The organism is [Leptolyngbya] sp. PCC 7376, assembly GCF_000316605.1.
In the GTDB taxonomy this organism is placed as follows: domain Bacteria; phylum Cyanobacteriota; class Cyanobacteriia; order Cyanobacteriales; family MRBY01; genus MRBY01.
Genome location: NC_019683.1, coordinates 1,369,460 through 1,394,666, shown reverse-complemented (window position 1 = coordinate 1,394,666; position 25,207 = coordinate 1,369,460). Strand labels below are relative to the sequence as shown.

General features: G+C 42.5%; 22 protein-coding genes. 16 read left to right on the top strand and 6 right to left on the bottom strand.

The annotated features are described in order from the left end of the window. Positions 1 to 93 precede the first annotated feature (93 nt). The 7 genes from LEPTO7376_RS06290 to lpxB all read left to right on the top strand — a co-directional run bounded on the left by LEPTO7376_RS06290 (position 94) and on the right by lpxB (position 7,098). The gene (locus LEPTO7376_RS06290; RefSeq protein WP_015133375.1) at positions 94 to 336 is read left to right on the top strand and encodes a mersacidin/lichenicidin family type 2 lantibiotic; all 243 of its coding nucleotides are present in this window, start codon (positions 94 to 96) and stop codon (positions 334 to 336) included. A 111-nt stretch (positions 337 to 447) separates the two neighbouring features. Then, complete coding sequence (locus LEPTO7376_RS06285; RefSeq protein WP_015133374.1) at positions 448 to 1,881, top strand: HlyD family secretion protein; 1,434 nt, start codon at positions 448 to 450, stop codon at positions 1,879 to 1,881. A gap of 383 nt (positions 1,882 to 2,264) precedes the next feature. Then, positions 2,265 to 3,296, top strand: a complete 1,032-nt coding sequence (locus LEPTO7376_RS06280) for a DUF928 domain-containing protein (RefSeq protein WP_015133373.1) — start codon at positions 2,265 to 2,267, stop codon at positions 3,294 to 3,296. A 45-nt stretch (positions 3,297 to 3,341) separates the two neighbouring features. Further along, a complete protein-coding gene (locus LEPTO7376_RS06275) occupies positions 3,342 to 4,427 on the top strand; it encodes a DUF928 domain-containing protein (RefSeq protein ID WP_015133372.1) in 1,086 nt (361 codons plus the stop codon). 146 nt (positions 4,428 to 4,573) lie between these two features. Next, on the top strand, positions 4,574 to 5,041 hold the full coding sequence (gene fabZ, locus LEPTO7376_RS06270) for a 3-hydroxyacyl-ACP dehydratase FabZ (protein WP_015133371.1): 468 nt from the start codon (positions 4,574 to 4,576) through the stop codon (positions 5,039 to 5,041). Between the two features lie 50 nt (positions 5,042 to 5,091). Then, positions 5,092 to 5,889 (top strand): acyl-ACP--UDP-N-acetylglucosamine O-acyltransferase, encoded by a 798-nt coding sequence (gene lpxA, locus LEPTO7376_RS06265; protein ID WP_015133370.1) that lies wholly within the window; start codon positions 5,092 to 5,094, stop codon positions 5,887 to 5,889. A gap of 3 nt (positions 5,890 to 5,892) precedes the next feature. After that, positions 5,893 to 7,098 (top strand): lipid-A-disaccharide synthase, encoded by a 1,206-nt coding sequence (lpxB, locus tag LEPTO7376_RS06260; protein ID WP_015133369.1) that lies wholly within the window; start codon positions 5,893 to 5,895, stop codon positions 7,096 to 7,098. A gap of 38 nt (positions 7,099 to 7,136) precedes the next feature. Here lpxB and LEPTO7376_RS06255 read toward each other — a convergent pair whose 3' ends face one another. Then, positions 7,137 to 9,668 carry a GAF domain-containing protein gene (locus LEPTO7376_RS06255; RefSeq protein WP_015133368.1) on the bottom strand — a complete coding sequence of 844 codons (2,532 nt, stop codon included), beginning with the start codon at positions 9,666 to 9,668 and terminating at the stop codon, positions 7,137 to 7,139. A 223-nt stretch (positions 9,669 to 9,891) separates the two neighbouring features. After that, complete coding sequence (locus LEPTO7376_RS06250; protein ID WP_015133367.1) at positions 9,892 to 11,073, bottom strand: MFS transporter; 1,182 nt, start codon at positions 11,071 to 11,073, stop codon at positions 9,892 to 9,894. A 94-nt stretch (positions 11,074 to 11,167) separates the two neighbouring features. Between LEPTO7376_RS06250 and pdxH the strand changes: the two genes are divergently transcribed. Genes pdxH through LEPTO7376_RS06235 form a run of 3 tightly spaced genes read left to right on the top strand, consistent with a single transcriptional unit; the run spans position 11,168 to position 13,651 of the window. Further along, positions 11,168 to 11,812, top strand: coding sequence for a pyridoxamine 5'-phosphate oxidase (pdxH, locus tag LEPTO7376_RS06245; RefSeq protein WP_264309027.1), 645 nt, complete (start codon positions 11,168 to 11,170; stop codon positions 11,810 to 11,812). Between the two features lie 46 nt (positions 11,813 to 11,858). Further along, the gene (locus LEPTO7376_RS23270; RefSeq protein ID WP_015133365.1) at positions 11,859 to 13,385 is read left to right on the top strand and encodes a pentapeptide repeat-containing protein; all 1,527 of its coding nucleotides are present in this window, start codon (positions 11,859 to 11,861) and stop codon (positions 13,383 to 13,385) included. Between the two features lie 23 nt (positions 13,386 to 13,408). Beyond that, positions 13,409 to 13,651 carry a pyridoxine 5'-phosphate oxidase C-terminal domain-containing protein gene (locus tag LEPTO7376_RS06235; RefSeq protein WP_051188730.1) on the top strand — a complete coding sequence of 81 codons (243 nt, stop codon included), beginning with the start codon at positions 13,409 to 13,411 and terminating at the stop codon, positions 13,649 to 13,651. Here LEPTO7376_RS06235 and LEPTO7376_RS06230 read toward each other — a convergent pair. Further along, positions 13,629 to 15,350 (bottom strand): sensor histidine kinase, encoded by a 1,722-nt coding sequence (locus LEPTO7376_RS06230; RefSeq protein ID WP_015133364.1) that lies wholly within the window; start codon positions 15,348 to 15,350, stop codon positions 13,629 to 13,631. The genes LEPTO7376_RS06235 and LEPTO7376_RS06230 overlap by 23 nt on opposite strands. A 146-nt stretch (positions 15,351 to 15,496) precedes the next feature. Between LEPTO7376_RS06230 and phnD the strand changes: the two genes are divergently transcribed. The 4 genes from phnD to LEPTO7376_RS06210 all read left to right on the top strand — a co-directional run bounded on the left by phnD (position 15,497) and on the right by LEPTO7376_RS06210 (position 20,136). After that, complete coding sequence (phnD, locus tag LEPTO7376_RS06225) at positions 15,497 to 16,516, top strand: phosphonate ABC transporter substrate-binding protein (protein WP_015133363.1); 1,020 nt, start codon at positions 15,497 to 15,499, stop codon at positions 16,514 to 16,516. 292 nt (positions 16,517 to 16,808) lie between these two features. Continuing rightward, positions 16,809 to 18,599: a pyruvate kinase gene (gene pyk / locus LEPTO7376_RS06220; RefSeq protein ID WP_015133362.1), complete on the top strand. Its 1,791-nt coding sequence runs from the start codon at positions 16,809 to 16,811 to the stop codon at positions 18,597 to 18,599. Positions 18,600 to 18,795: 196 nt separating this feature from the next. Further along, complete coding sequence (locus LEPTO7376_RS06215) at positions 18,796 to 19,245, top strand: lipopolysaccharide assembly LapA domain-containing protein (RefSeq protein WP_015133361.1); 450 nt, start codon at positions 18,796 to 18,798, stop codon at positions 19,243 to 19,245. Positions 19,246 to 19,281: 36 nt separating this feature from the next. Next, positions 19,282 to 20,136, top strand: coding sequence for a segregation/condensation protein A (locus tag LEPTO7376_RS06210; protein ID WP_015133360.1), 855 nt, complete (start codon positions 19,282 to 19,284; stop codon positions 20,134 to 20,136). Positions 20,137 to 20,140: 4 nt separating this feature from the next. On the opposite strand, the gene LEPTO7376_RS06205 is transcribed toward LEPTO7376_RS06210, so the two are convergent. Further along, positions 20,141 to 20,773, bottom strand: coding sequence for a class I SAM-dependent methyltransferase (locus LEPTO7376_RS06205; protein WP_015133359.1), 633 nt, complete (start codon positions 20,771 to 20,773; stop codon positions 20,141 to 20,143). A 175-nt stretch (positions 20,774 to 20,948) separates the two neighbouring features. On the opposite strand from LEPTO7376_RS06205, the gene LEPTO7376_RS26245 reads away from it, so the two are divergent. After that, a complete protein-coding gene (locus tag LEPTO7376_RS26245) occupies positions 20,949 to 21,098 on the top strand; it encodes a hypothetical protein (RefSeq protein WP_015133358.1) in 150 nt (49 codons plus the stop codon). Positions 21,099 to 21,355: 257 nt separating this feature from the next. On the opposite strand, the gene LEPTO7376_RS06200 is transcribed toward LEPTO7376_RS26245, so the two are convergent. Together LEPTO7376_RS06200 and LEPTO7376_RS28660 are read right to left on the bottom strand one after the other, a co-directional pair. Continuing rightward, complete coding sequence (locus LEPTO7376_RS06200; protein WP_015133357.1) at positions 21,356 to 21,820, bottom strand: hypothetical protein; 465 nt, start codon at positions 21,818 to 21,820, stop codon at positions 21,356 to 21,358. A 416-nt stretch (positions 21,821 to 22,236) separates the two neighbouring features. Next, entirely contained in the window at positions 22,237 to 22,539 is a 303-nt protein-coding gene (locus LEPTO7376_RS28660; RefSeq protein WP_051188729.1) for a glutathione S-transferase N-terminal domain-containing protein, read from the bottom strand. Positions 22,540 to 22,858: 319 nt separating this feature from the next. Between LEPTO7376_RS28660 and LEPTO7376_RS06190 the strand changes: the two genes are divergently transcribed. After that, positions 22,859 to 25,138 carry a tetratricopeptide repeat protein gene (locus tag LEPTO7376_RS06190; RefSeq protein WP_015133356.1) on the top strand — a complete coding sequence of 760 codons (2,280 nt, stop codon included), beginning with the start codon at positions 22,859 to 22,861 and terminating at the stop codon, positions 25,136 to 25,138. The last annotated feature ends 69 nt before the right edge of the window (positions 25,139 to 25,207 follow it).

The window sequence follows — 25,207 nt, the reverse complement described above, 5'->3', positions numbered from 1 at the left end:
AGAAAACTTGAAAATGATAATCATTCTCAAAAAAGCGGTATGATATTTTGCAGACTGAATAAGTCGTCCTAACTAAAAAATACAGAGGTCAAAATGTCTAATTTTGATATCGTTCGTGCTTGGAAAGATGAAGATTACCGAGCCAGTTTAAGTCAAGAACAGTTAAGCCTGTTACCAGAAAATCCCGCAGGTTTAATCGAATTGAATGATGAAGACATGTCTTCACTTTCGGGAGGTTGTACTACCTGTACTGGTGGAACTGGATTTACCCATACCTGTAACTGGTCTTGCAAATCTGGCTCGCTTGAAGCTAGTGAAGAGTTGACCATTGCCTAAGGAAAAATTCATCTAGGGAAAATAAGAGGATTGGTCGAATTTAATTACTTTCCCTAGATAAATCTCAGGAGACCTAGAGTTTATCTCTGGGTCTTTACCCTAAATATAATTATGGTGAGCCTAGATTTATCAATGGTCCATTCCAATGAAGAAGCTGTTTTACCAACTATTTCTGAGCAAGAATTTTTACCCCCAATTAGTCCTTGGCTAAGTTTGGGAGGACTAGCCTTAGCGACGACAATGGTTTCAGCTTTTATTTTGGCAGCTGTGACTAAATATAAGGTGACAGTTGAGGCGAGCACTACGATTCGTCCTGAAGGAGAAATACAAATTGTAGAATCTACCGAAGAAGGAACTGTTAAAACCATTAAGGTTAAAGAAAATCAATTTGTTCAAGCTGGAGAAACAATAGCTCTTCTTGATGATTCTCAATTACAGCTTGAACAAATACAGTTACAGGGTTCTTTGGAAAAGTTAGCCCAACAACAACGACAGATTAATCAACAAATGATTGCTTTAGATCGTCAGTTGATAGCAGAAACAGAGAGATATAATCGTATTATTCTTTCCCTAGAAGCTCAATTAGCTGGTCAGAAACGAGAATATCAGGATCGTCAATCTACCACAGAAAAAGATCTAGAAGAAACCCAAGCTGATATAAAACGAGAAGAAGCAGAATTAAAGATATCCTTTGCTCATTTAGATGCGGCAAAAGCTGAGTTAGAAGCTGAACAAGAAAAATTCAAACGATATGCTCCCCTCACCGAAACAGGAGCAATCTCTCAAGAACTATTAAAGGAAATTCAGCTTGGTGTGGAACAAAAAAAGCAGAATGTTTTGGTACAAATTCAAGAGATTGAAACTGGTAAACAAACGCTTCAAATTGCCCAAGGAAGATGGGAAAAAGCTAAAATTGCTTTAAATCCTAGCGACTCTGAAGTAAAAATTACACAACAAGCTATTGCAAGAGAAAAAGCTGCCTTTATGGCTATACAAGCTGATCTTAAAAGGGAAAAGAATTTATTGCTCGGCCAAAGTATTGAGCTGCAAAAACAAGGTGATCGCGAAGAAATAGCATTAAAACAAGTTGAGAAGCAGATACAACGAGGGGTTATTACTGCTCCCACTAGTGGTACTGTTCTTAAACTTTTATTGCGTAACTCAAGTCAAAGGGTGCAACCCGGTACAGAAATTGCTCAAATTTCACCCCAGAATGCTCCTTTAACTATTAATGCTCTAATTTCGGCTGCTGATATTCATAATCTTGAAATAGGACAAACAGCACAAATTAGAATTTCAGCGTGTCCTTATCCTGATTATGGGACTCTTTCGGGGGTGCTGAAAGAAATATCGACAGATACTTTTATCAGTAATAACCAATCTTTTTATAAAGCTATCATCACACCACAAAGTAATACTTTTGGTGATATCTACTCTTCCTGCACTTTACAAGCTGGGATGGAGGGGAATGTTTCTATTGTGACGAAAGAAGAGACTTTTTTAGCATTTCTGTTACGGAAAGCACGATTAGCTACAGATTTTTGAGTGTGTTTAAAAATCTGTAGCTAATCGTGCTTTGCGAAACGAATAGAATGCGGTTTCTCACAAATTCCTGTAGACGATCATGCATAATTCAAAAAAGCGATCGCCGCACTGAGTAACGCATCAGATTCCCAACTCACAGTACTGTTACTGAATTTCAAGCACCGGAAGGTGATCGCCGTAATTTATAAGCTATTTTTGTACGCTTTTAGGCGGATGTCAGTTCACAAAATACTTAGGGGTCTCTCGACGATCTTGTTAGGATCTTTAAGCAACACTTGCAAGGACAATATAAAAAAAGCAGAGTGGAGATTTACGATGGATTTACGCAGAATTATAAATATGCGATCGCCTGCCCTCCCCAAAATTAAGCTTTGAGACCCACAATGAACAGACAGCATTTCTTATTTCAATCTGTAGCGATATTGGTCAGTCTCTGCTCTATCTCCACTGTGGCGATCGCCGAACCATTACCCGCTGCTGTCGCAACCTCTTCCGTATCGGAGATCAAAAGAAGTATCGCCCTACCCAGTCCAAGCATTGAGAGTATCGCAAACTTTGGTGAAGGGATGTCCAGATGCAAAGGCAAGATTTTTCTAAACAGAGCATCCCAAAACTATTTTAGTGCTCTCCTACCGGCAGATTACGTTGCGGAAACAGCCTCGACAGGCGCAACAAACCTCTGGTTTTATATTCCAGAAAACCGCATGGCAAAAGCAGAATTCAGCTTGGGCGCAAATGATGATGCGAGTGGCGCAATAATGCATTTCCAAGAACTCAATAATGTCGATGGAAAAAACGGTTTACTGAAAATCACCATACCTCCAAATACAATTCGTCCCAATACATCCTATTGGTGGGATTTAGCCTTAGTTCTGGATGATGTAGACCGTAGTGCAGATGTCTATATGTTTGGTTCCATTAATCAGCAGAGTCTTGAACAGGTTTCTTTAGATAAAAGTCCAGCGGCATTAGCGCTCTTGACGGATGTATTAAGCAACCCAACATCCATTCTTTCCTTAGATGAATCTAAAGCTCAAGCGCTAGCAACAGCACTCCAAACAAGCCTAGATTCAGAAACTATCAGCATGGCCGAAAGCCAATTGCGTGAATATTTCATCTCGCGCCACGATGACTATGGACAGCTAACCCAAGTTATTGCGGAACTCGCCCAAGACTCTCGGACTAATGCAGCAGAACTCGAAGAGTTTGAACAGAAGCACAGTCAAATGCTCTTAGAGTTGGCTCAGGTATCCGCCTTTTTTGAACTCTGGGGCGATACAGCAAATTATTTAGCGATGGCTCGTGCAACACATCCAGAGGAATGGCAATCCTTACTTGAAGTGTTATTTCTAGAGAAGCAGGGCGCAGATGCAGAGGGAATGATTAGTGTATTGACAACGGCACAAGATTTCTAGGCTAGGGGCGATCGCCTCTCCCTTGACACGGAGCAAAATAAACAGATGAACAAATATCTATTTTTCGTGGGCGCAACAGCATTCTTCTTAGGATTGGGCACAATACCATCGGCGGCGATCGCCACAACCCCTCCTCAATATCAATCTTTATCCTCCACTAATAATAATCTTCTCGTCACACTTCCCATTCCACCGAGTACCACTAGTGAACCAACCTTTGGCACTGGACACCGAGGGGGCGGAAAACGATGTGGCAAAAAAATGGATTGGGACTTATTTCGGGTTTTGCTGCCCACAGGTGAGATCGTTGAAACCTTAATTTCAGAGCCAAGCTTATGGTTTTACCTTCCTACACCTGTGAAAAATCCTTTGTATGAAAAAGTCGAATTGAGTATTTTTCGTAACATAGAAGAGACTGAAGATTCTGAACTTGTTTATTCTCAAACTATTCCAACCCCATCAGATTCAAGTGGCCTACTTCAGGTTCAGCTTCCTCAAAATCTCTTAAAAGAAGAGGAAGATTATTGGTGGGATATTACCGTACAAATCGATCCCTTTGATCGCAGTGGAGATTCCTATATCTATGGCATGTTGCGTTTACAAACAATGGATCAAATTTCATTATCCAAAGACGTAAAAACCCTAGAGAGTTTAACCGAAGCATTGGAAGGTGAAGGTTCATATTTATCTTTGGATCAAGAACGTGCCTTAAAATTGGCCACAGTCCTCAAAAACAACCCTAAACCAAAGGCGATCGCCAAAGTTGAAAAAGAATTACGCCAGCATTTTACGCAAATCCATGATGAATATGAGCAGCTCAATGCACTGGTCTCAGCGTCATCAAATGCCTCTGATTTTTCCTCTATTGGCTTTCCATTTATCGATATTGTTCAACGCCAAAGAATGTTGGAGTTAGCCCAGTTATCAGCTTTCTTCAACATTTGGGGAGACACCATGAATTTTGCAGCACTTAACCGCGAAGCATATCCAGAACTATGGGAAATGTCCCTAGAAAAAATTTTTCGTGACCATGAGTTAACTGCGGAGACCAATCAACCGGAAACGATTGAGAAAATTGTGGCCGTGTTTAGTGAGGCATCAAATTATCCGAGTGCTACAAACAATCACTAACTCAGCTTACTTATTGCGACTATCAAGGCTGATCGCCCCATAATGACTCTGGAATCTAACGCAAATCAAAGGATAGAGCATGAATTGTTAACAATCTGTAGTAATCTAAATTAGCCCTTTGGGGCTGACGTTTACGCTCGGCTGCTATGACCACAGAAAATACCGGAACTTTATCCCAGCCCATTCCCGTCGAAGAAATTCAGAAGCTATTACCGCACCGCTATCCTTTTTCCCTTGTAGATCGCATCCTGGAGTATGTTCCTGGTGAAAAGGCAGTTGGTCTCAAAAATATCACGTTTAATGAGCCTCATTTCCAAGGCCATATCCCTAATCACCCGATTATGCCTGGTGTATTGATGGTGGAAGCGATGGCCCAGGTTGGCGGATTTATTTTGACTCAAATGCCTGGTATGGACAATACTTTTTTTGGTTTTGCAGGGATTGATGGTGTGCGGTTTCGTCGCCCTGTAGTGCCGGGTGATCAACTCATTATGACCGTTGAACTGATTACAGTGAAAGCCCAACGTATCGCCAAAATGAAGGGTAAAGGCACGGTGGATGGCAAGCTTGCTGTGTCCGGCGAAATGCTCTTTTCCCGCCTTGATTTTGAATAAATAGGCTATAAATCTCACTAAACTACTATGGAGCAAGCTGGAGAATTCCGTTGAGTACTCTGATTCATCCCACGGCAGTGGTACATCCAAAAGCCGAGATTCATCCGTCCGTCAAGATTGGTCCCTATGCAGTCATTGGTGAGCACGTCAATATTGGCGCAGATAGTATTGTTGACGCCCATGTGGTGATCGACGGTCATACCAGCATTGGTGAAGGTAATCATTTTTATCCAGGAGCGGCAATTGGTCTAGCCCCCCAAGATCTGAAATACACTGGCGCTGCAAGTTTAGTTGAAATCGGTAATCACAATACATTCCGGGAATATGTGACGGTCAATCGGGCGACAAGTGAGGGAGACAAAACAAGCATTGGGTCAAACAATCTCTTGATGGCTTATGTCCATGTCGCTCACAATTGTGTTTTGGCAGACAACATCATTATTGCCAATAGTGTGGCGATCGCCGGCCATGTGGAAATTGAATCCCGGGCAGTAATTGGTGGGATGCTGGGCATCCATCAATTTGTCCATATTGGCAAAATGGCCATGTTGGGCGGCATGAGTCGCATTGATCGGGATGTGCCACCCTTTATGCTCGTTGAGGGAAATCCTTCCAAGGTGCGATCGCTAAATTTAGTTGGCTTAAAGCGTAGTGGTTTAAATCTAGACGAAATGAAACTGCTAAAAAAGGCATTTCGGACACTCTACCGCTCGGATCTCAAAACGGCTGAGGCTGTCAGTAAACTCCCAGAACTGGGTGAGCATGAGCATCTTCACCACTTACACACCTTTCTTGAACAAGCGCTTAGTCCACAACGGCGTGGTCTAACACCAGTCAAACGGAGCTAAGTCATGCATATTTTTATTAGCACTGGGGAAGTATCCGGTGATTTACAAGGAAGTCTTTTAGTAGAGGCTCTCTTTCGGCAAGCGCGCCGACTCAATATTGATCTTAAAATTACAGCCCTTGGTGGCGATCGCATGGCAGCAGCTGGCGCAACATTATTGGGGAATACGACTCGTATTGGCTCTATCGGTTTAGTCGAATCATTGCCCTATATCATCCCCACGCTAAAGGTCCAGCACCAAGCAAAACAGTATCTCAAGCAAAATCCCCCCGACAAAATAATTTTGATCGATTACGTTGGCCCCAACATTAGCATTGGCAATTTTGTCCGCCGTAATCTCCCAAATATCCCCATTTTCTATTACATTGCCCCGCAAGCTTGGGTGTGGTCTTTTAATGATCGCAATACCAAGGCGATCGCCCGCATTACAGATCGCATTCTCGCTATTTTCCCTGAGGAAGCGCGATATTTTGCCGACTATGGCATCGATGTCAATTATGTGGGCCATCCCTTAGTTGCAAAGATGGCAAGCTCCCCGAATAAACTCACTGCCCGCGATCAATTAGGGTTAAATCGAGAGCAAACCATTGTGACTCTCCTACCAGCATCTCGTCGTCAAGAATTAAAATATCTCTTACCCGATATCATCGGCGCGGCAAAAATCCTCCAGCAACAGATTCCCAACTTGAAATTTCTCGTCCCCGTTGCTTTGCCTAACTATCGTATGGCCATTGAAAGGGCAGTGAATGAAGCAGGTCTTAATGCCATTCTGATCGATGACCCAAATGAAACATCATTGGCGATCGCCGCTGCGGATTTAGCGATTGCCAAGTCTGGCACCGTTAACCTTGAAATCGCCTTACTTGATGTGCCTCAAGTTGTTCTGTACAAAATACATCCTTTGACAGCTTGGATTGCAAAGTGGATCATTAGATTTTCAATCCCCTTTATGTCAGCCGTTAATTTAATGCTCATGCGTCGTATCGTGCCAGAGCTTTGGCAGGATGAGGCTTCAGCAGAGGGGATCGCCAAGGAAGCTTTCGCCTTACTCATGCCAGGCGATCGCCGCGACCAAATGTTTGCGGACTATGCAGAAGTGCGAGCAGCCATGGGAGACGGTACAGCCTGCGACGTTGCTGCCCAAGATATTCTCACCTCAACCCTCAAATCTCAGCTACCACGCAAAGAAGTTTTGAGCCTCAATGCCTAAACTTAACGACTAAAGTCTTTGGTTAGGATAATCACCGGCTATTTCGTTTGCATTGTATAGATGCCATCCCAGTTTTTACCGGGAGGATTACTAAAGAATCGCTGTGCCCGTCGCAGATGAATCACCGTTGCTTGGTCATCCTTTCTAATTTTATGAGCCTTTTTGAATGCGGTGATTGCCCGCTGGAAATCCTTATCCATATATGCGGCTCGACCCCGATGATACAAATCGAGAAATTCGTGGTGATTATCCTCTAGCTGCTGCTCCTTCTCGGTAATAACCTCATAAATTTTCGTCGCCTTGCTCTTACCTTTCACTCGAATCTTATCCAGCTCCCGGACCCACAGGCGATCATCACAGAGCGCGAGAGTATTTTCGCTGATGATAATGTCGCAGAGATACTGCTTTGTCAGACTTTCTAAACGCGCACTAACGTTGATGCCATCCCCAATCACTGTATAATCCATCCGTTTTTGGGAGCCAATATTTCCAGAAACCACCTCACCCGAACTAATTCCGATACCAAATTGGATTTGCGGCTGATTATCCACCACACGGCGATGATTAAATTCATCTAAGCGGCGACGCATATCCAATGCAGATTTAATGGACATCCAGGCATGATCATCGAGCGGTAACGGCGCACCAAACACCGCCATCAACGCATCACCAATAAATTTATCCAAGGTGCCATGGTAGTCAAAAACGGACTCCACCATCGTTTCAAAATACTGATTTAGCAGCGAGACGACTTCCGTTGCTTCAAGGTTTTCTGTTAGCGTCGTATAGCCCCGAATATCAGAAAAGAGAATCGTCACATCCCGACGTTCTCCTACCATCAAATTCTCATCACCTAAGGCCATTACTTGTTCGGCCACACCGGGAGTCATGTACCGATATAACGTCGACTTCATCCGCTTCTCTTGGCTGATGTCCTCAATAACAACGAGTCCACCACGCACCTGCCCATCACCATTCGTAAGGGGATTAACGCTAAGGTTAATATTGCGATCAATCGGTTGTAAAAATTCTGGATCAGCTGGCTCATCCTCATTCCAAATGAAATATTCACCCGGCGAAAAGAGACGTGGCACAGCCAAGAGACAACTCCGATCCGGTGGACAGTAAGAGCCTAGATGTAGCTCCTGCTCTGGCACATAGGATTTCGCACCATATTGCAAACTATCCTCTAGGCGTGCTTGTAAATTTTCAATGGGCACGACTTCCCATACTTGGCGATCAACTAATTTACATTCCCAGAGTTGCCGTAGCGTTTCATTATGGTGTTCTTCTTTCGGAAACCCTAAAAGCTCTAAAGCCGCATCATTAATGGTGACGATCCGTCCTTGTAAATCCGTCGAGATTACTGCATCAGAGAGACTTTCGAGAATATCTTTTTGATATTGCTTTTCCGTTAAAACATTTTCAAATAATTTGGCATTTTCTAGGGCAATACCCGCTTGGATATTAAACGCCTGCATAAATTCTTCGTCAGAGGCACTAAAGCTACCTTGTTCTTTGTTGATTAGTTGGGTAACAGCAATCAACTCACTACTGGAGTTAAACACTGGCATACAAAGAATGGTGCGGGTATTGTAACCAGTGCGGCGATCGGTGGAGGGATCAAAGCGTGGATCGGAATAGGCATCGGAGATGTTAAGTACTTGGCCTGTAGAGGCAACAAATCCGACAATGCCGCGATTAGACGGAATCCGAATTTCCATCTTTTGGGAGTGATCAGCGCTATCGACTTTACTCCAGAGCTCACCGGTTTCTCGGCTCAACATAAAGAGGGTACTGCGATCTGCCTGCATTAGCTTGCGGGCTTGCTCCATTACGGCTTGTAGGGTTGCTTCTAGGTCTAAGCTCTGACCCAGACTAGAAGTTGCCTTCAGAAGAGCGGAGGCACCACGCTGATTTCTCGCAGCAACATAAAAAGATTGGCACGTTTCGAGAATAATGCCGATGGATGAGGCAAATTCAGAAAATCGTTCTTCGTCCTGGTCATCGAAGCAGGTATCACCACCTTTTTTATTAACGAGCTGAACCACAGCAACGACTTTGCCAGAGCTGCTACAGATCGGCATACACAGCAGTGTTTTGGTTTGGATACCAGGCCGCTCATCGATATCTTTTTTGAACAGGGGATGTTCGTAGGCGTTGTCGATATTTAGGGTTTCGGAAGTGGCAGCCACATGGCCTGCAATACCAATTTTGAGAGGGATACGGAGGTTGCGGGGGCCATTTTTACGGCCGCGATCAATTTTTGACCAGAGTTGTTGTTGTTCTTCGTCGACGAGAAAAATGGTGGTGCGTTCTGCCTGAAGAATTTGGCCGATCTTGAACGTAAAGGCTTCCATGATCTGATCGAGCATTGTCTCTAATGCTTCGTTATTGATCATGTCGAGGGCGCGGAGGAATTGCTGGAATTCAGCGGTAATGAAGTCTAGGAGGCAGACAAATTCGTTAATCGAAATATCTTGTACTCGGTCGGTCAGCGCGTTGGATCGGTTGAATTGGGTGAACTGGCTTAATGTTGCCAGAATGCTACCGGCGTTCGAAAAAGTCATAGCGGGGGAGTACAAGGGGTAAACGCTAATGTGACTAGGGTAAACTTTTCAGCGGAGTTGGGACTCTCTTTGCCAAAGCTTTTGAGCTTCTCTGCTTACACATATTTAGCGTATTTTTTATCCCAGTCTATCCTTTTTTCCTTGGGGAGGGATGCCTTCAGGAAAGTTCCTGTGATGTTTTGGTGTTGGTCACGATCACGCTAAGGATAAAATTTGCTGAGGATTATGGACGAGCGTTTAGGGTTGGTTTGATTTGCCAGTAAGCGTAGAAGGCGATCGCCCCCAATACGATACCGGAAAACATCAGGCTCAGATCAAAGTTACTCAGATGGCTCACAAGTCCAAGCAAGGGCGCAAAGGCAAAGAAAATAAGGCGAAAAAGAAAGCTATTAACCGAAATTAGGGTGGCGCGAAGATTTGAGGGGATGTGGTCATTGAGATAGCTCAATACGAGAGGGGAGAGCAGGCCACGCACAACGTAAATCGCTGTGATAAATAGAATGCCCCACAGGCTATGGATCAAGCCGAGGGCAATATAGGCGATCGCCAGCAATATTGGTAGCAGAGCAAAGACGAGTGGGTAATATCGAGGAGAAATTTTGGCGGCATTACCGGAGGCGATCGCCAGTGCACAGTGGAGAATCAACCAAGCCCAACCGAGTTGTGCAAGGGCGAGGCCATTTTGGACGAGATATTCTTGGGATAGCCACACAATCAGAAACGTACCGCAGGACAAGGTTGCTGAAAATAGCAGCAGCCAGCGTAGAAACGGTCGTTTTGTAAAAATAGCTTGGATCGAAGGGAGAAGTGATCGCCACTGGGGGGTTTCTTGCGTGCGGTGAGCTGTGGGTTCGCGGAGGGTGAGGGCAAGCAATACATACAGAAAAATACAGCCTGTCTGGAGATAAAACGGATAGACCAAATTCGTTTCCGCAATCCAAGCTCCCACCAACCCACAACAGGCTTCTGTTAACCCTGTAATGGCGCTCGCCTTCCCTTCCCAAGCGCGATATTCTCCAGCCCGGCTTAATTCGAGGAGACTGTCATAGGCGATCGCACTATCGGCCCCCGACATCAAACTACCACCCACTCCTACTAAAATTTCAGCCACGGCAAACCAACTAAAGCTTCCTTGAGTGCAATAAATCAGCCAGCCGAATAACCAAAAACAGGCGCCGCCCACAAGACTTGTCTTACGACCAAACCGATCCGCAAAATAGCCCGAGGGAATTTCCCCTAGAAAAATCGCTCCCGATAAAATCGCCTTTAGCAAAACTCCTTGCTCTAAAGATAGTCCATGGGATTCATAGAAAATCATTAAAATAGGGATAGGAAACCAAGCTGACTCCAACCCTTTTAAGAGCCAAAGTTTACGGATATTTGCTGCAACTTTATTTCGTGCCATATATATCCGTCACCCTATGGTTTGGCCGTCTGATTCAGCCAGAAAAAATACGTTAAAATACGACCCGTTTGCCCCTCGGAATTTTCCCATGATTATGCACGTCGCCCATCTCCGCCAAAATTACACTCGTGATGGTCTCCACGAAGACGACGTAAATGATAATCCGATGCAGCAATTCGCCACTTGGTTTGCCGAAGCTTCAGAGATAGAAGAGATTCCTGAGCCAAATGCCATGGTTTTGGGTAGCGTTTCAGCAGATGGCCGCCCTAGTGCAAGGGTTGTGCTGCTCAAGCATTTTGACAATCAAGGTTTCGTGTTTTTCACGAACTACACAAGCCGCAAAAGCACAGAACTAATCAACAACGGCTTTGCATGCCTTGTATTTTGGTGGGAGCCACTAGAGAGACAGGTACGTATCGAAGGGAAAGTAGAAAAAATTGCGGCCGCAGAATCAGATCAATATTTCCATAGTCGCCCTCGCGAATCTCAACTGGGTGCCTGGGCTTCTCCCCAAAGTAAGGCGATCGCCAACCGTGAAACGCTAGAGCAGAACTTTGTAGATCTAGAGAAAAAGTATCCTGAAGGAACTGAAATTCCTCGCCCAGATCATTGGGGTGGGTTCAAAGTAGTGCCAGATAAAATTGAGTTTTGGCAGGGTCGTCCCAGTCGTCTTCATGATCGTCTAGTTTTTTCCTTACAAGTAGATCAAACTTGGCAAAGAGAACGTCTTGCTCCTTAAATATAATGAAATTGATTCTGAAATTCTGCGTGACCAGTGGTGACTTATGCCAGACGAAGAGCAGCTTGCCATCTTGAGATGTGGTGCTAAAGATTGGAATCAATGGCGTGAAGACAATCCTAAACTTAAAATCGATTTGCGAAGAGCTCAATTCTCTGGTGCCCACCTCTCTGGAGTCAATCTCTCTGGAGTCAATCTCTCTGGAGCCGACCTCTCTGGAGCCGACCTCTCTGGAGCCGACCTCTCTGGAGCTAAACTCTCTAAAGTCCATCTCCGTCAGGCCTACCTCTATGGAACAAACCTTCGTAGAACCCACCTTTCTGAAGCTTTTCTCTTTAAAGCAGACCTCTCTAAAACCAACCTCTATGGAGCATACCTCTATGGAGCATACCTCTATGGAGCAAACCTCTATGGAGCAAACCTTTCTAAAGCCGACCTCTCTGAAGCTGACCTCTCTGAAGCCGACCTCTCTGAAGCTGACCTCTCTGAAGCTGACCTCTCTGGAGTCAGTCTCTCTGAAGCCGACCTCTCTGGAGTCAATCTCTCTGGAGTTAATCTTTCTGGAGTCAACCTCTCTGGAGTCAACCTCTCTGGAGTCAACCTCTCTGGAGCTAAACTCTGTCACACACTCTGCAAACTATCGACTCTAGTGGGCGCATCACTCAAATCTGCGGATTTAACGGGAGCTTGTATTCAGGATTGGAATATTAATTCTGAGACAGATTTTGAAGGAGTAATTTGTAATTATATTTTTCTCAGATGGGATGAAAACAATCAAAAAGGTATAGAACGCCGTCCCTCTACTCCAACTTGTAACTTTACTCTTGGAGACTTTGAACGATTTATTTGCCAGAGCTTAGACACCGTTGACTTGATTTTTGGTGAAGGCATTGACTGGAACGCTTTTTTAAGGTCATTTCAAGGATTACAACTCGATAGTGAAGTCGGTGAACTCGACATTGCAGGCATCAAGAAAAATCGTGATGGCTCCTTTGTTGTTCAGGTTGATGTCCCTGCCGATGCAGACAAAGCCGCCATTGAAAAAAACTTTTGGAGTCGCTATCAGCCCCTCTTAGAAGCAAAAGACCAACAGATCAAATTATTACAAGGACAACTTGAATATTCCCAAGAGCAAATTGATCGAGAAAGACAAAACGCAACCAAGCTCACCAATATCATTGAAACCCTGGCAGAAAAACAAGGCAATATCATTAACCAATATGGCAACTTTGGTATAGGTGCAAATAACGGTGAAGTCAGCAATGATGCCGTAGTCGCAGGGCAGTACAACGAAGCAGAAAAACAGACCCTCCAGCAAGCCGTCGTCGAAATCAAGGCATTACTTAAACAGCTCGAAACCGAATATGGTAGCGATACCATGAGCGAAAAGATGACTGTTGCCACAGAAGTCATCAAAGAAATCGAACAAAACCAAAACCTTGCCCAGAGAATTATTGCCGCATTAAAAGCAGGAGGAATCTCCGCCTTAGACTCATATCTCGACACCCCAGCCGCAAGCTTTGTAATTAGCGCCATCCAGAGTTGGTATGAAGCAGATCAACAATCTCAGTAATATTTTCTGAAATACCGCGAGCATTGTCGGCGATCGCCAACCGTGAAGTCCTAGAAAATAATTTTGCTGAACTTGCCGAACAATATCCCGGAGCAACAACCATTCCTCGCCCGGATCATTGGGGAGAGTTTCACGTGATTCCCGACAAAATTGAATTTTGGCAAGGTCGTCCAGGCTGTCTCCATGATCGATTGGTCTTTACCTTACAGCCGACGACAATTGGCAGCGAGAACGACTCACCCCTTAATTGTTTTCAGCGGCGTTAGTTGCAGAGATCAAAGCCTTTTGGTCATTCATTTGACAAGGAATTTCTAGAATAAAGTTTGTGCCAACACCCACTTCCGAGTTGCAATACAGCTGACCTTTATGCTGTTCCACAATAATTTTGTAACTAATCGATAACCCTAGGCCTGTGCCTTCCCCAACGGGTTTTGTCGTAAAAAATGGATCAAACAAAGTATCAATAATATCGCCCGGAATCCCACAACCATTGTCGGCGATCGTGATCCGTAGATAGCCATTATCCAAATGCTCTGTGGTGATCATAATTATTGCTGCAGCTTTTTCATTGAGTGCATCAATGGCATTGAGCAACAAATTCATTAAAACTTGGTTCAATTGGCTTGCATAGCAATTCACCAACGGCAACTCACCATAGTTTTTAACCAGCCTAATCGGTCCAAGCGAGGTCTTTTTCAAACGCTCTAAACGATTTTTGAGAATCAGTAACGTACTTTCAATCCCTTCATGGATATCAACATCTTTTTGTTCAGCTTGATCGAGACGCGAGAAATTTTTCAAGGAAACGACGAGTTCACAAATCCTGCCGGAACCATTGAGCAAAGAGCGAAATAAACTTTCTGCATCTTCTTGGATAAATTCAAAATCAATATCAGTTAATTTTGCGCGGATTTCAGGCGGGATTTCTTCATAAGTCTGCTGATATAACGTAGCCAGTTCAATCAAGTCATTGAGATATTGGTTGGCACAGACAAGATTATTGTGAATGAAGTTGACTGGATTATTAATCTCATGGGCGAGCCCTGCCACCATTTGACCAAGACTAGACATTTTTTCAGTCTGAATCAGCTGGATTTGAGTTTCTTTTAAGGTCTCAATGGCAGAGGATAGGGCTTCTGCTTTTTTGCGTTCCTCTGACTCGCTTTCACGGAGGGCAACTTCCGCCTCTTTCCGTTGCTGGACTTCCTTTTCGAGTTCTTCATAGGTGGCAAGTTGTTGGTAAACCTCATCAAAAGTCTGGGCGAGAAACGTGATTTCGTTATTTAGCTCTCCAGCATTAAAGTGAAAATCACCACTGGTTTTACTGTCATATACGGCATCGTTTAGCCTCGAAAGGGGCGACAGAATAATACGGTGAATAAGATAGCTCAACATCACCAAAACCAACAGGATACTAGCGGCGATCGCCAGACTTGATACGATTAAGGCTTTTCGGGCTTCCTTTTCGAGTGGCTCTAAGTCGAGAATGGCGATCGCCACTCCTCGCTGCATATCAGTGCCAAACATCATATTGCTGAAGGGCAACACCTCCACAAAAACAGGTTTCCCATCTAGCTTGACGCGCTGAGATTGGGTATCACCCGTTAGAGAAGCGGTTTCGACTAGCCCATTTAAAGTTGGATGGATCTCAATAAACGGTTGATTCGTATTCGTAACAAGGCTATGGCTAATAATTTTTCCATTCGGATCAACAATGGCCACTTCTTTCACTTCTGGTAGAGTGGCATGGTTAGTGACAGCTCTCTCCAACAGAGGAAAATAACCCAGTTCAATTAGCCCCTCAGTGGATAATTTGAGGGATTGGGTAATCGATGAGGCACGAATATTAATCTGCCGTGCAAAATCACGCTGGATAATACGATAGTTAATCCATGTCGCCCCAAAACCAACAATGGTCAGCGAAAAGCCAAATCCTAATAGTAGCTGGCGAAAAATCGGTTTCATGGGACGGACAAAGCAAAAAAATAATCGCTATTTTTAAAGTATAAATAGTAAGCAGAATGTCATCTTCATTGTTACGGTGATCAATACGCCTGAGCAGAAAGATATTCACAAAATCATGTCCTTCCGTGCAAGATGATCTGCAATTTATGAATAGGCAACGCTTTCTTCAGTTGCTCTTGGGGCTTACTGCCGCGACAAGTAGCCAATTCCTTAAAGGATGTAGACAAACCTTTTCACCCCAAGATAACCCAGAGCTCCAAAGAGAGTTAAAATTTGGCATTTTAACGACTAAATCAGAGGAAGAATTATTGCCGCGCTGGCAACCTTTTCTCGCCGACTTAACAGAAGCACTGGGTATACCAGTAAAGCCTTTTTTTGCGTTGCAATATTCTAGTCTCATCGAAGCGATGCGCTCAGGGGTAATCCAAATCGCCTGGTTTGGCGGCAAAACCTATATTGAAGCTGCGACAGTCGCAGATGCTCGGGCCTTTGCGCTCACGGTTTCGGATAAGGGCAGTCGGGGGTATTATGCGCATCTGATTGCTCGCGGCGATCGCCTCTGGCTACAGGCAGCACAGGGAGAATCTCCAAGTAGCTATTTATTAGAACAGGGTAAGGATTTAACCTTTGCCTTTAATGATGTGAATTCGACATCGGGCTATCTCGTACCGATGTATTATCTCTTCTCCCAAAATGGCATCGATCCCCTCACCCATTTTCAGGAAGTATCTTTTTTAGGCAATCACGAAGCAACAGCCCTGGCGATCGCCGAACAAAAAATTGATGTTGCGACAAATAATAGTGAAGCCCTACAACGCTTTGCTAACCGATATCCAGAAGAAGACAAAACCATCCGCATCATCTGGACATCTCCATTTATTCCGGCAGATCCCATCGCTTACGACGATAAATTACCCGATGACCTCAAAGAAAAAATCCGCAACTTTTTCTATGGTTACGACGATCAAGCTATTCTACAGTCCTTAAATTGGTCTGGATTTGATGCTGCCACAGACGCAGATTGGCACCCGATCCGCGAGCTAAACATCGGCAAACAAATCCTCGATATCGAGCAAAATGAGTCGATTACCCTTGAAGAAAAAGCCGGTATTGTGCGTGGTCTCCGGGAAAAATTACAGGAGCTCCAAACAACACCCAATAGTTAAGTTTTTGAAATTGGGGCGATCACCTCATCCCTCGCAAGCTCAATAATTTTATCGGCAGTAAAATCCAAGAATTAACGGCTCAAATAACTATAAAAAACAAGAATAATAACTGACTAATCTCCAGAGAAAAAAACAAGAATAAATACTTGAATGCCAGCGGAATTTAACAGGATTAGATCAAAGCTAAAATTTAATATTTTATTTAGAAATTAGATCCTGCCTTGGTAAGAAACGTCAAATTTTGGGATAATATGGGGCTTATTTTCCCAAACTGACCAGAGAAACTTACACCATGGCCTTTAGAGACATGCCCCGCCGCACAAAAATCGTTGCAACAATCGGCCCAGCAACAAGCAAGCCCGATGTTCTGCGCGAACTCATCGAAGCGGGAGCCACTACTCTACGGCTAAACTTCTCACACGGTACCCATGACGACCACCAGCGAAATATTCGCCTTATTCGTCAAACAGCCTTTGAACTCAATTGTCCGGTCGGTATTCTTCAGGATTTACAAGGCCCGAAAATTCGCCTAGGTAAATACGAAACAGGATCAATCCGTCTCAAGAAAAATGATCCTTATATCCTCACAAGTCGCCAAGTGCCCTGTACCCAAGAAGTCGGGTATATCAGTTATCAAAAACTAGCAGCAGAAGTACCGGAGGGCGCAACCATTCTGCTTGATGATGGAAAAGTTGAAATGCGCGTCGAGAAAATCGATGTGGAAGCCCAAAATCTTCATTGTCGCGTTGTCGTTGGTGGCACCCTCTCGAACAATAAAGGTGTTAATTTCCCCGGCGTTTACTTATCTGTTAAAGCCTTAACAGATAAAGACCGTGAAGACCTTATGTTTGGTCTAGATCAAGGTGTTGATTGGGTCGCTCTCAGTTTTGTACGGAACCCAGAAGACGTATTAGAAATTAAAGGCATCATTGCCGAAGCGGGGAAAAATGTCCCTGTCATCGTCAAAATCGAAAAACACGAAGCGATCGAACAGATGGATGCCATCCTCTCTCTCTCTGATGGCGTAATGGTTGCGCGGGGTGACTTAGGTGTTGAATTGCCAGCAGAAGAAGTGCCACTCCTCCAGAAAAAATTGATTGCCACAGCTAACCGTCTTGGTATTCCTGTCATCACTGCGACACAGATGCTCGATAGTATGGCAAACAACCCTCGTCCAACCCGTGCAGAAGTCTCTGACGTAGCGAACGCGATTCTTGATGGTACGGATGCCGTGATGCTCTCCAATGAAACCGCTGTCGGCGAGTATCCCGTCGAATCGGTTGCAACCATGGCAACGATCGCCCGACGGATTGAGCAAGAGCCTGATGAGATTCGTCGTCAGCCTTCCGACAAAAAATCAATCCCCAATGCCATCTCCTCTGCGGTCAGTCATATCTCTAAACAACTGGATGCTACTGCGATTATGACCCTCACAAAGTCTGGGGCAACGGCACGTAATGTTTCAAAATTCCGTCCTTTCACACCAATTTTGGCAGTTACTCCCCATGTGGATGTCGCTCGTCGTTTGCAATTAGTTTGGGGGGCACAGCCTCTCCTCGTCATGGATTCTCCCTCGACGACGCAAACCTTTAGAGCGGCGATTAATGTTGCTCAGGAAAAGGGGTTACTAAAAGAAGGTGATCTCGTAGTGATGACAGCAGGTACATTACAAGGTGTTTCTGGCTCCACTGACCTCGTAAAAGTTGAAGTCGTTCAGGCTGTTCTCGGTGCAGGGACTGGCATCGGCCAAGGTTCAGCAAATGGTCGGGCACGGGTGGTTCAAGGAAATCAGGAAATCAATGATTTTAATACAGGGGATATTCTGGTGGCGGCGGCGACAGATGCCACTCATATCGATATGATTCGCAAAGCCGGTGGGGTAGTGATTGAAGATTTAAGTCAAAATTGTCACGCCGCAACGATTGGATTACGTCTCGGTATTCCGGTGATTGTTGGTTTCGATAACGCAACAACGTTAATTCGGGATGGTGGCATTATTTCTATCGATGCCCGTCGCGGTACGGTTTGTTCTGGTCTCAATGTCTCTCTTGGTGATGCAGTAAAAAATTCGGCACTCTCCTAGGTTTAGGGACAATCCACAAACATCATCAAAATCCTCTCTGGTGGCGATCGCCTCTGGGAGGATTCTAGTTTTAGGTGGAGGAAACGACAGGATCGCTGATGTTTATCGGATTACGAAGATTAGTGGGCGATCGCGGTTTACCAGAAAAATAGTGAGCTATTCTAAGCGGAAGCGGGTCAAGGTTTGAAGCGACATTATGCGGCAGTTAAATTTTTTATTATTTTTTGCGTTGTGCCTAGGGTTGGCACTTTTTAGTATCGAAAATACGCAAACAGCTGCCATTAATCTGATTCCTGGTATGCAGATTGAAGCGCCTCTCTCTATTGAATTATTGGTGGCGGTGGGCACAGGTGCAATGATGGCCTGGATTTTTAGTTTGTGGGATCAGTTGCAGCGACAAATTGATTCTTGGAAAGCGCAGCGGGAGTTGAAGCAGCAAAGTCGCAAAATTGAAGAATTAGAACAAACATTGGCAGATCTCAAGTTAGACCCAGATCTTGAGACAGAGGAAACATCAGCAGACACAGAAGAGTCAACAGAAACGGAAGAAGTGGATGTTCAGGCTGAGGATACAACAAATGATGATGAGCCATCTGACCCAGAAGATAAGTCAGAAACTGCGGCAGATGAGCACAACGATCAGTAATATCAGCTAATATCATCAAAAGTTTCAAAGAAGTCTATGGCCAATAAAGCTCAAGAGGCGATCGCCACCCTGATTAACCTTGCCCAAGATGGAGAGATTGATCCATGGGATGTACAGGTGATTGATGTCATCGATCAGTTTTTGAGTGAATTGGGTTTAACTGGCGAGCCAAATGAACTTGTCGCCGCCGATTTGGACTTACCGCAATCAGGCCAAACCTTTCTCTGGGCTTCGAAATTAGTTTTGCTGAAGGCCGATACTTTAGAAAGTTTGACGGCTATTGAAGAAGAGCTACAAGAGGACGAATTCCTTGACGATTGGGATGATAACGATGGTCGACGTTTACCGCTCAAGTTAGAAAAACATATCCGTCGCCGTGCCTCCGCACCTCCACCAAAACGCCGCCGGGTCACGCTCCAAGAATTTATCGTTCAGATTCAGCAGATCGCTAATGAGATCGAGGATCATGTCCCCAAAAAACGGGTTAAACGTCCTCGCAAAATGTCGACAAAGGCGGCGATCAAACAGATTACCCAGCTTGCCCACGATGAGAATTTGACGGAGCTGGCAGCACAACTTGAGCAGTTTTTCCATACGAAATCACCCAATGCTCACGAAACAACAGCTGTCTTTGAGCTCAACGACGTGGTGACCCAATGGCTCGAATACAAAGAAGCAAACGAATTTTTTCCTGAAGAAATTACGCGCCAACAACACCGCCATGAAAAAGTAGGTATCTTTTGGGCCTTGCTATTGCTTTCCGCTCAATCCAAAGTGGAACTGTTGCAGGAAGATTTTTACAAACCGGTTCTGGTGCGACCGATTTATCCTGAACTGCCAGCTGCAACAGAAACAAATGGCAAGGCGATCGCCACAACTATAGCGTCCTGAAATTTCAGTTTTTAGAGCCAGAGGTACAGAAAAACTGGCCATCATAGGGGCTGTCTTCCACAACCGTTTGGATATCTTGAAATCCTGCAACCTTTAACATTACTTGCACTTCATCAGGAGCATAAGCTTGAAAGCCATAATTGGTCGCACCTGTCTTTTCAAGAAAGGTTTTGTTGTTATAGGTAATCACCAATTTTCCAGCTGGTTTCAATACTCGATAACAGGACGCTAATACCTGTTTTGGTTCTGACCAAAAATACAAAGTATTCACTGTTGCAATGCGATCAAAAAATTCATCAGAAAATGGGAGATTTTCACCAGAGGCTTGAGATATTTGCAATCGTCCAGAGTCTAATTCATTCCTAAAGCGCTTCTCTGCAAAACTAATAGCGGTGATTGCTGGATCCACGGCTGAAATTTCAGGCCAATAATCTGATATTAAACAACGTTGGATGAGCTCACCACCACCAAAACCAATCTCTAAAACATGTTGATTCTTTGCAAGAGTAAGTTGTTGAAAGGTCAATCTGTTCATCGTCTCATTACTACGATTTAGAAGACGTAAGATCATTTGACCAAACCAGCCAGAGGGATGTCCTAGTTGTTTGGCCAGATAAGCTTTCAGAATATTTCCCATCGTCTAATATATCCCCGTTGATCCGCCTTAATCATAGAGAGAAGCATTGCATTACTCACCTCAGATTTATTGAGATCTGTTGAGAAGGTAGCGGTTTAAGTTATGAAAATGCTATAAATAATGTAGCGATTGATACAGTTTTGTATTTCGAACTTACACAAGGAGCGTAATAACCATGGCAATTCGTGATAAACAACGGAACGGTACACTCAATGCGATGCAACGAGTATGGGCAAGACAAGTTCTCAAGCAACAGGCCTTAGAACAAGGGAAGGCCGATAGTATTGACTGCAAAGAGGCTAGAGAATATCTAAAGCAGTACTAAACTGCAATTTTTGGTTCTAGCCGACTTCAATCTCAATTCATTTTTCCGATCACTTCAATTTCTCTACTTGCGCCTGGGGATGCTTCTGCTAGAAGCGTCCTCTTTTTTGCATTTCTCTCTACATCAACGAAAAAAAGTAGTCTTCATTTAAGCGATCACCACTTGATTTAATTATTTAGAAATTCTCAAGTCAGCAAATAAATAACTTCAAATAAAATCTTGTATTCAGACAACAGTCAAGCCTAAATAATCAAAGATTATTCTAGGTCAAGATTATTTTCGCGATCAGTTTTGAATTTAGTACTCCATACACCTATTATCAAGGCAACACAATAGGCCAAAACAAACCCATAAAAAGAATCTTCTACGATTATCCAATGAGGTGCATTTAGTACCATGCCAGATTGAGGTACATTATCAAATAATATTTGGAAATTTGAATAACATCTTGCGCCTTGATTCGCCATATAGCAGTTTCCAGGAGAGGTGAGCAAGACAGCGATTTGTAAGACAATTACAGTGAGCCATCTACCATGACTAAACTGCGCCCTTTCATTTCGGTGTTTTAGGAGACGTAACCAGCCAAACAATAAGATGAGTCCATAAAGAGGAAGCAATACAAAAATATAGACAATCCAGCCATTAATCGTAAAAGAAGCAAGCAAAAATATTACGAAACTAAGAATCAGATATCCTGTCCAGAGCAATCCAAGTTTAATCATATTCTGTATCTCAATTCAGCTAGCATAAGAGCCTATAGAAAATAAATCTATCGCATCTTTTTCTATTGTCTGGGAAGAGATTAGTCATCATAATTTCTTTGTAAGACTAATTATTCTGGCACTACGACTTCTTCAATATTGTAAAAAAATGCTATGCAGTATTTGTAAACTTGCAAGAAAAGCTATCTTTCTCTGTGGGATATCTCTATACAGCCCAAATATCTTTTATCGATAAATACTGTGCCAAACTTTAGGTAGAAGCTAGAACTATCTAATATTCGTGAGTATTTGGCATCCAGAAAAATATCTACAGGCATGGAATTTTGCGGTGATCGCCTAGAAAAAATTTATGGGTAGCAAGGTGGCTATCCATAACTCCTAGAGCTTTATGGCCACCTTCTTGTTTCCCGTGATATTCAGCTTCCCTCTCTTTTGGTAGACCTAAATATTTTTTGATGCAGCGATCGATCTTGTGTCAGAAAAGAAGTCCCCTCAGCAAAATAATTCAGAATGGCATTAGATTCCCAGAGATATTTTTCATTGTCCAATTTCACAACTGAAATCCTTGTATTCGAATTCATTTTTTTGAAGGCTTCAGTATGAGTTTCTTGCTTGAGAATATTGATATGAATCCACTGATGTTTGATATCTAGAAATTGCAGTAGAAGTTTTATTTTGTAGCAATTGCCGGAGAGAATGTCTCCATACACTTCATACATGCTGTTACAGGATGACTATTTAGACATAGTCAAGAATAAACAACAAGAATATTTTCAGGAAACAATGTCAACTCTGAACTTCATAACAGAAGTATAAGTCATATGATGAGAATAAAACTAATCAAGAAGACTTAAGAAACAAGTCAAATCCTTATATTGAGAAAGCTTACACTCTCAAAAGAAAATTCAAAAAAAGGCAGATGAATTACCCGATCTGATATAATTCCTCATCACTTAAGTGAAATATCGTTTTCTAAATCTAATAAAGCACATCCATATGACAGGCTAGCTAGTTTTTTTAGTGTTTTCATTCAATACAATGGACAAAAATGATCTTGAGTTAACAAAACTCCTAAATGAATATAGTTATTACTTAGAGGAAAATTCACGATTAAGTACTATTTTTAAATCAAAATACAACAAGGATCATCCTCTCCAAAATTCATCATCAAAGAAAGAGTTAGAAGAACATATAGTTGAATTTTCGCATCTCATTTACCAAGTTCTGAGACATAGAGATAAAGTCGAAGACGCTCTAAGTTCTTATAGTTATCTGTCACCTCACAATATTGACTTATTAGAGAGGAATGACCAGGCCTTACAAAGGCTAATTGCAGAAGTCAAAATAGATCATAAAGCCAACAAAAAAACAATAGACAAAGTTAAATTTTATTCTAGAAGAATAAAATTTAATCCTTGTTTAGAAAAACATTGGTGGAAGTTTTTTTATGATAAACCTTGGTATATTTTCTTGAATTTACCAAGCAAAACCATAACACTAATATGTCTTTTTTTTACAGTTTTAATAATTTATAGAAACATATCTGTTATTGAAAGCTTTGGGTTCGGAATTACCGACATTCTCACACTATCTTTTTCTGGGCTTGCCACTCTTTCAATCACTGCAAGCTTTTTCAAAGTTACGAGCGACTTCCTAAAAAATATCATTCGTGAATTTCCATTTCTTAAAGCTGAATATCACGAGCAGATCATCGCTGTTTTTTCTTTTTTACTACTTTTATTTTTATTGGGATTTATCTTACTTATACCTCTCTGGGGAAGAAATGCATTAAGGGTAGGTGATAGTTTATATACTAATGGTCAATACAAAAAAGCAGAACAACAATATCAGAAAGCAGCAACCTACTTAAATAAAGATAATTTTGCAGGCCAAAATATATTTAAAACTATTCCTCAATACTTCGATTTTTCATTTGAGACAAAACAACATCCATTAATCTTATTTAAGCTTGGTAAAACTTATTACAAAATGCTGAATCTAAATAAGGCTCAAGAATATTTCCAAAAAGCAATTGCATTAGAAAGTAATAAATCTGGCTTGTTTTATACAGATTATCTAACTTCTTTGGCAAAAATTTATATCATAGATGGTTATGGAGTTCCCTCGATCTCAGCTGAAGGAAAAATTTCTTATCTCAAGCAAGAAGAAATAAATAATAATTTGACATCAGCAAAATATTTATTAGATACTGCCGCAGGAAATTATAGTAGCTTTGCAAGAATTTTTTCGCCGATGGGTAAATATAGTAGTGAGCAATCAATCTGTGTAGTTAACTACTTAGATGAAACCCAGACAAATCATTCTAATAAAACACAGCAGGCAGATAGACTGAGTAAATTAGATGATTACAGACTATATATATATGAACAGTCACTCTTGTCTAATGAAGAAGACTTCAAGGATCTTGCTAATCTACAAAGTTGTCAAGATATCAAGAACCTATCAACAATTATAGAATATTTAGATCTATTTTTAAAGTACAGAAATACATTAATAAATCAACGTTTTACTACTGGTCTCTACTCACTTCTTGGATTGCAGAAAAACACTAAAATTAAAGATATAAAATCTGAGCATAATCCTACCACAGAAAACAGAACAATCCTCAAAGAAACAGTCACTGGAGGACCATTAAACTTTTTTATTGCACTAGTTAATGAGTCTATGTTTTGGAATACTAGAGGTAACGAGATATTGCAGGAAAAGCTTCTGCACTTGAAGTTGGCAAAGTCACTAGATACAACTCAGAGTTTAAGTTTGAAACTTGATGATGATGACCCAATCAAAAGAGAAATCACTTTGTTTTTTCAAAAAGTTTCTTTACCCTTTAATGATGAAAGATGGGAACAGATATTAAAGGCTTTAAGAGACACATATAAGACAAGAGCAAGGTCTCTCCCTAAAGGTCTTGAACTTTCTGCAAATTCTTCTTCTCTTTGTTTTTATCGATTTTCCCAATTTGTTTATGAGGTTCTTGGTGAAGAAAAGACTGATAAATTTTTAATACAAAAGCCAGATATCTCATTAAATCAGGAGATATCTCAAGTTTTGGGCATAGATAAGTCTTTGCCTGAGGGAGATCAAAAAGATATTAGTATAGAGAAAGAGAAAGAAGCTTTGATAGGAAAAGTCATTGACAACTTATTTGATAAGATATACGCGAAATTAGAAGAACAACTTGTTGGTAGCGTATGTTATGGCGATGATAATCGTCCTATTTCATCCCTCGAACCTTACGAAGCTAATATTATTTATCAACTTCGAAGAGTGCCAGGTTTCCCCAAAAATCCGAGTTAGTTGATGCTTCAGTTAGGACTCTCACAATGTCTAAATAGCTGCATAGTTTAAGCCATATACATTTTCACA

What these genes read in the sequence shown, in the direction of transcription:
- LEPTO7376_RS06290 (WP_015133375.1), top strand. Translation starts at nt 94, where the DNA reads ATGTCTAATTTTGATATCGTTCGTGCTTGGAAAGATGAAGATTACCGA.
- LEPTO7376_RS06285 (WP_015133374.1), top strand. Translation starts at nt 448, where the DNA reads ATGGTGAGCCTAGATTTATCAATGGTCCATTCCAATGAAGAAGCTGTT.
- LEPTO7376_RS06280 (WP_015133373.1), top strand. Translation starts at nt 2,265, where the DNA reads ATGAACAGACAGCATTTCTTATTTCAATCTGTAGCGATATTGGTCAGT.
- LEPTO7376_RS06275 (WP_015133372.1), top strand. Translation starts at nt 3,342, where the DNA reads ATGAACAAATATCTATTTTTCGTGGGCGCAACAGCATTCTTCTTAGGA.
- fabZ (WP_015133371.1), top strand. Translation starts at nt 4,574, where the DNA reads ATGACCACAGAAAATACCGGAACTTTATCCCAGCCCATTCCCGTCGAA.
- lpxB (WP_015133369.1), top strand. Translation starts at nt 5,893, where the DNA reads ATGCATATTTTTATTAGCACTGGGGAAGTATCCGGTGATTTACAAGGA.
- LEPTO7376_RS06255 (WP_015133368.1), bottom strand. Translation starts at nt 9,668, where the DNA reads ATGACTTTTTCGAACGCCGGTAGCATTCTGGCAACATTAAGCCAGTTC.
- LEPTO7376_RS06250 (WP_015133367.1), bottom strand. Translation starts at nt 11,073, where the DNA reads ATGGCACGAAATAAAGTTGCAGCAAATATCCGTAAACTTTGGCTCTTA.
- pdxH (WP_264309027.1), top strand. Translation starts at nt 11,168, where the DNA reads ATGCACGTCGCCCATCTCCGCCAAAATTACACTCGTGATGGTCTCCAC.
- LEPTO7376_RS23270 (WP_015133365.1), top strand. Translation starts at nt 11,859, where the DNA reads ATGCCAGACGAAGAGCAGCTTGCCATCTTGAGATGTGGTGCTAAAGAT.
- LEPTO7376_RS06230 (WP_015133364.1), bottom strand. Translation starts at nt 15,350, where the DNA reads ATGAAACCGATTTTTCGCCAGCTACTATTAGGATTTGGCTTTTCGCTG.
- phnD (WP_015133363.1), top strand. Translation starts at nt 15,497, where the DNA reads ATGAATAGGCAACGCTTTCTTCAGTTGCTCTTGGGGCTTACTGCCGCG.
- pyk (WP_015133362.1), top strand. Translation starts at nt 16,809, where the DNA reads ATGGCCTTTAGAGACATGCCCCGCCGCACAAAAATCGTTGCAACAATC.
- LEPTO7376_RS06215 (WP_015133361.1), top strand. Translation starts at nt 18,796, where the DNA reads ATGCGGCAGTTAAATTTTTTATTATTTTTTGCGTTGTGCCTAGGGTTG.
- LEPTO7376_RS06210 (WP_015133360.1), top strand. Translation starts at nt 19,282, where the DNA reads ATGGCCAATAAAGCTCAAGAGGCGATCGCCACCCTGATTAACCTTGCC.
- LEPTO7376_RS06205 (WP_015133359.1), bottom strand. Translation starts at nt 20,773, where the DNA reads ATGGGAAATATTCTGAAAGCTTATCTGGCCAAACAACTAGGACATCCC.
- LEPTO7376_RS26245 (WP_015133358.1), top strand. Translation starts at nt 20,949, where the DNA reads ATGGCAATTCGTGATAAACAACGGAACGGTACACTCAATGCGATGCAA.
- LEPTO7376_RS06200 (WP_015133357.1), bottom strand. Translation starts at nt 21,820, where the DNA reads ATGATTAAACTTGGATTGCTCTGGACAGGATATCTGATTCTTAGTTTC.
- LEPTO7376_RS28660 (WP_051188729.1), bottom strand. Translation starts at nt 22,539, where the DNA reads ATGTATGAAGTGTATGGAGACATTCTCTCCGGCAATTGCTACAAAATA.
- LEPTO7376_RS06190 (WP_015133356.1), top strand. Translation starts at nt 22,859, where the DNA reads ATGGACAAAAATGATCTTGAGTTAACAAAACTCCTAAATGAATATAGT.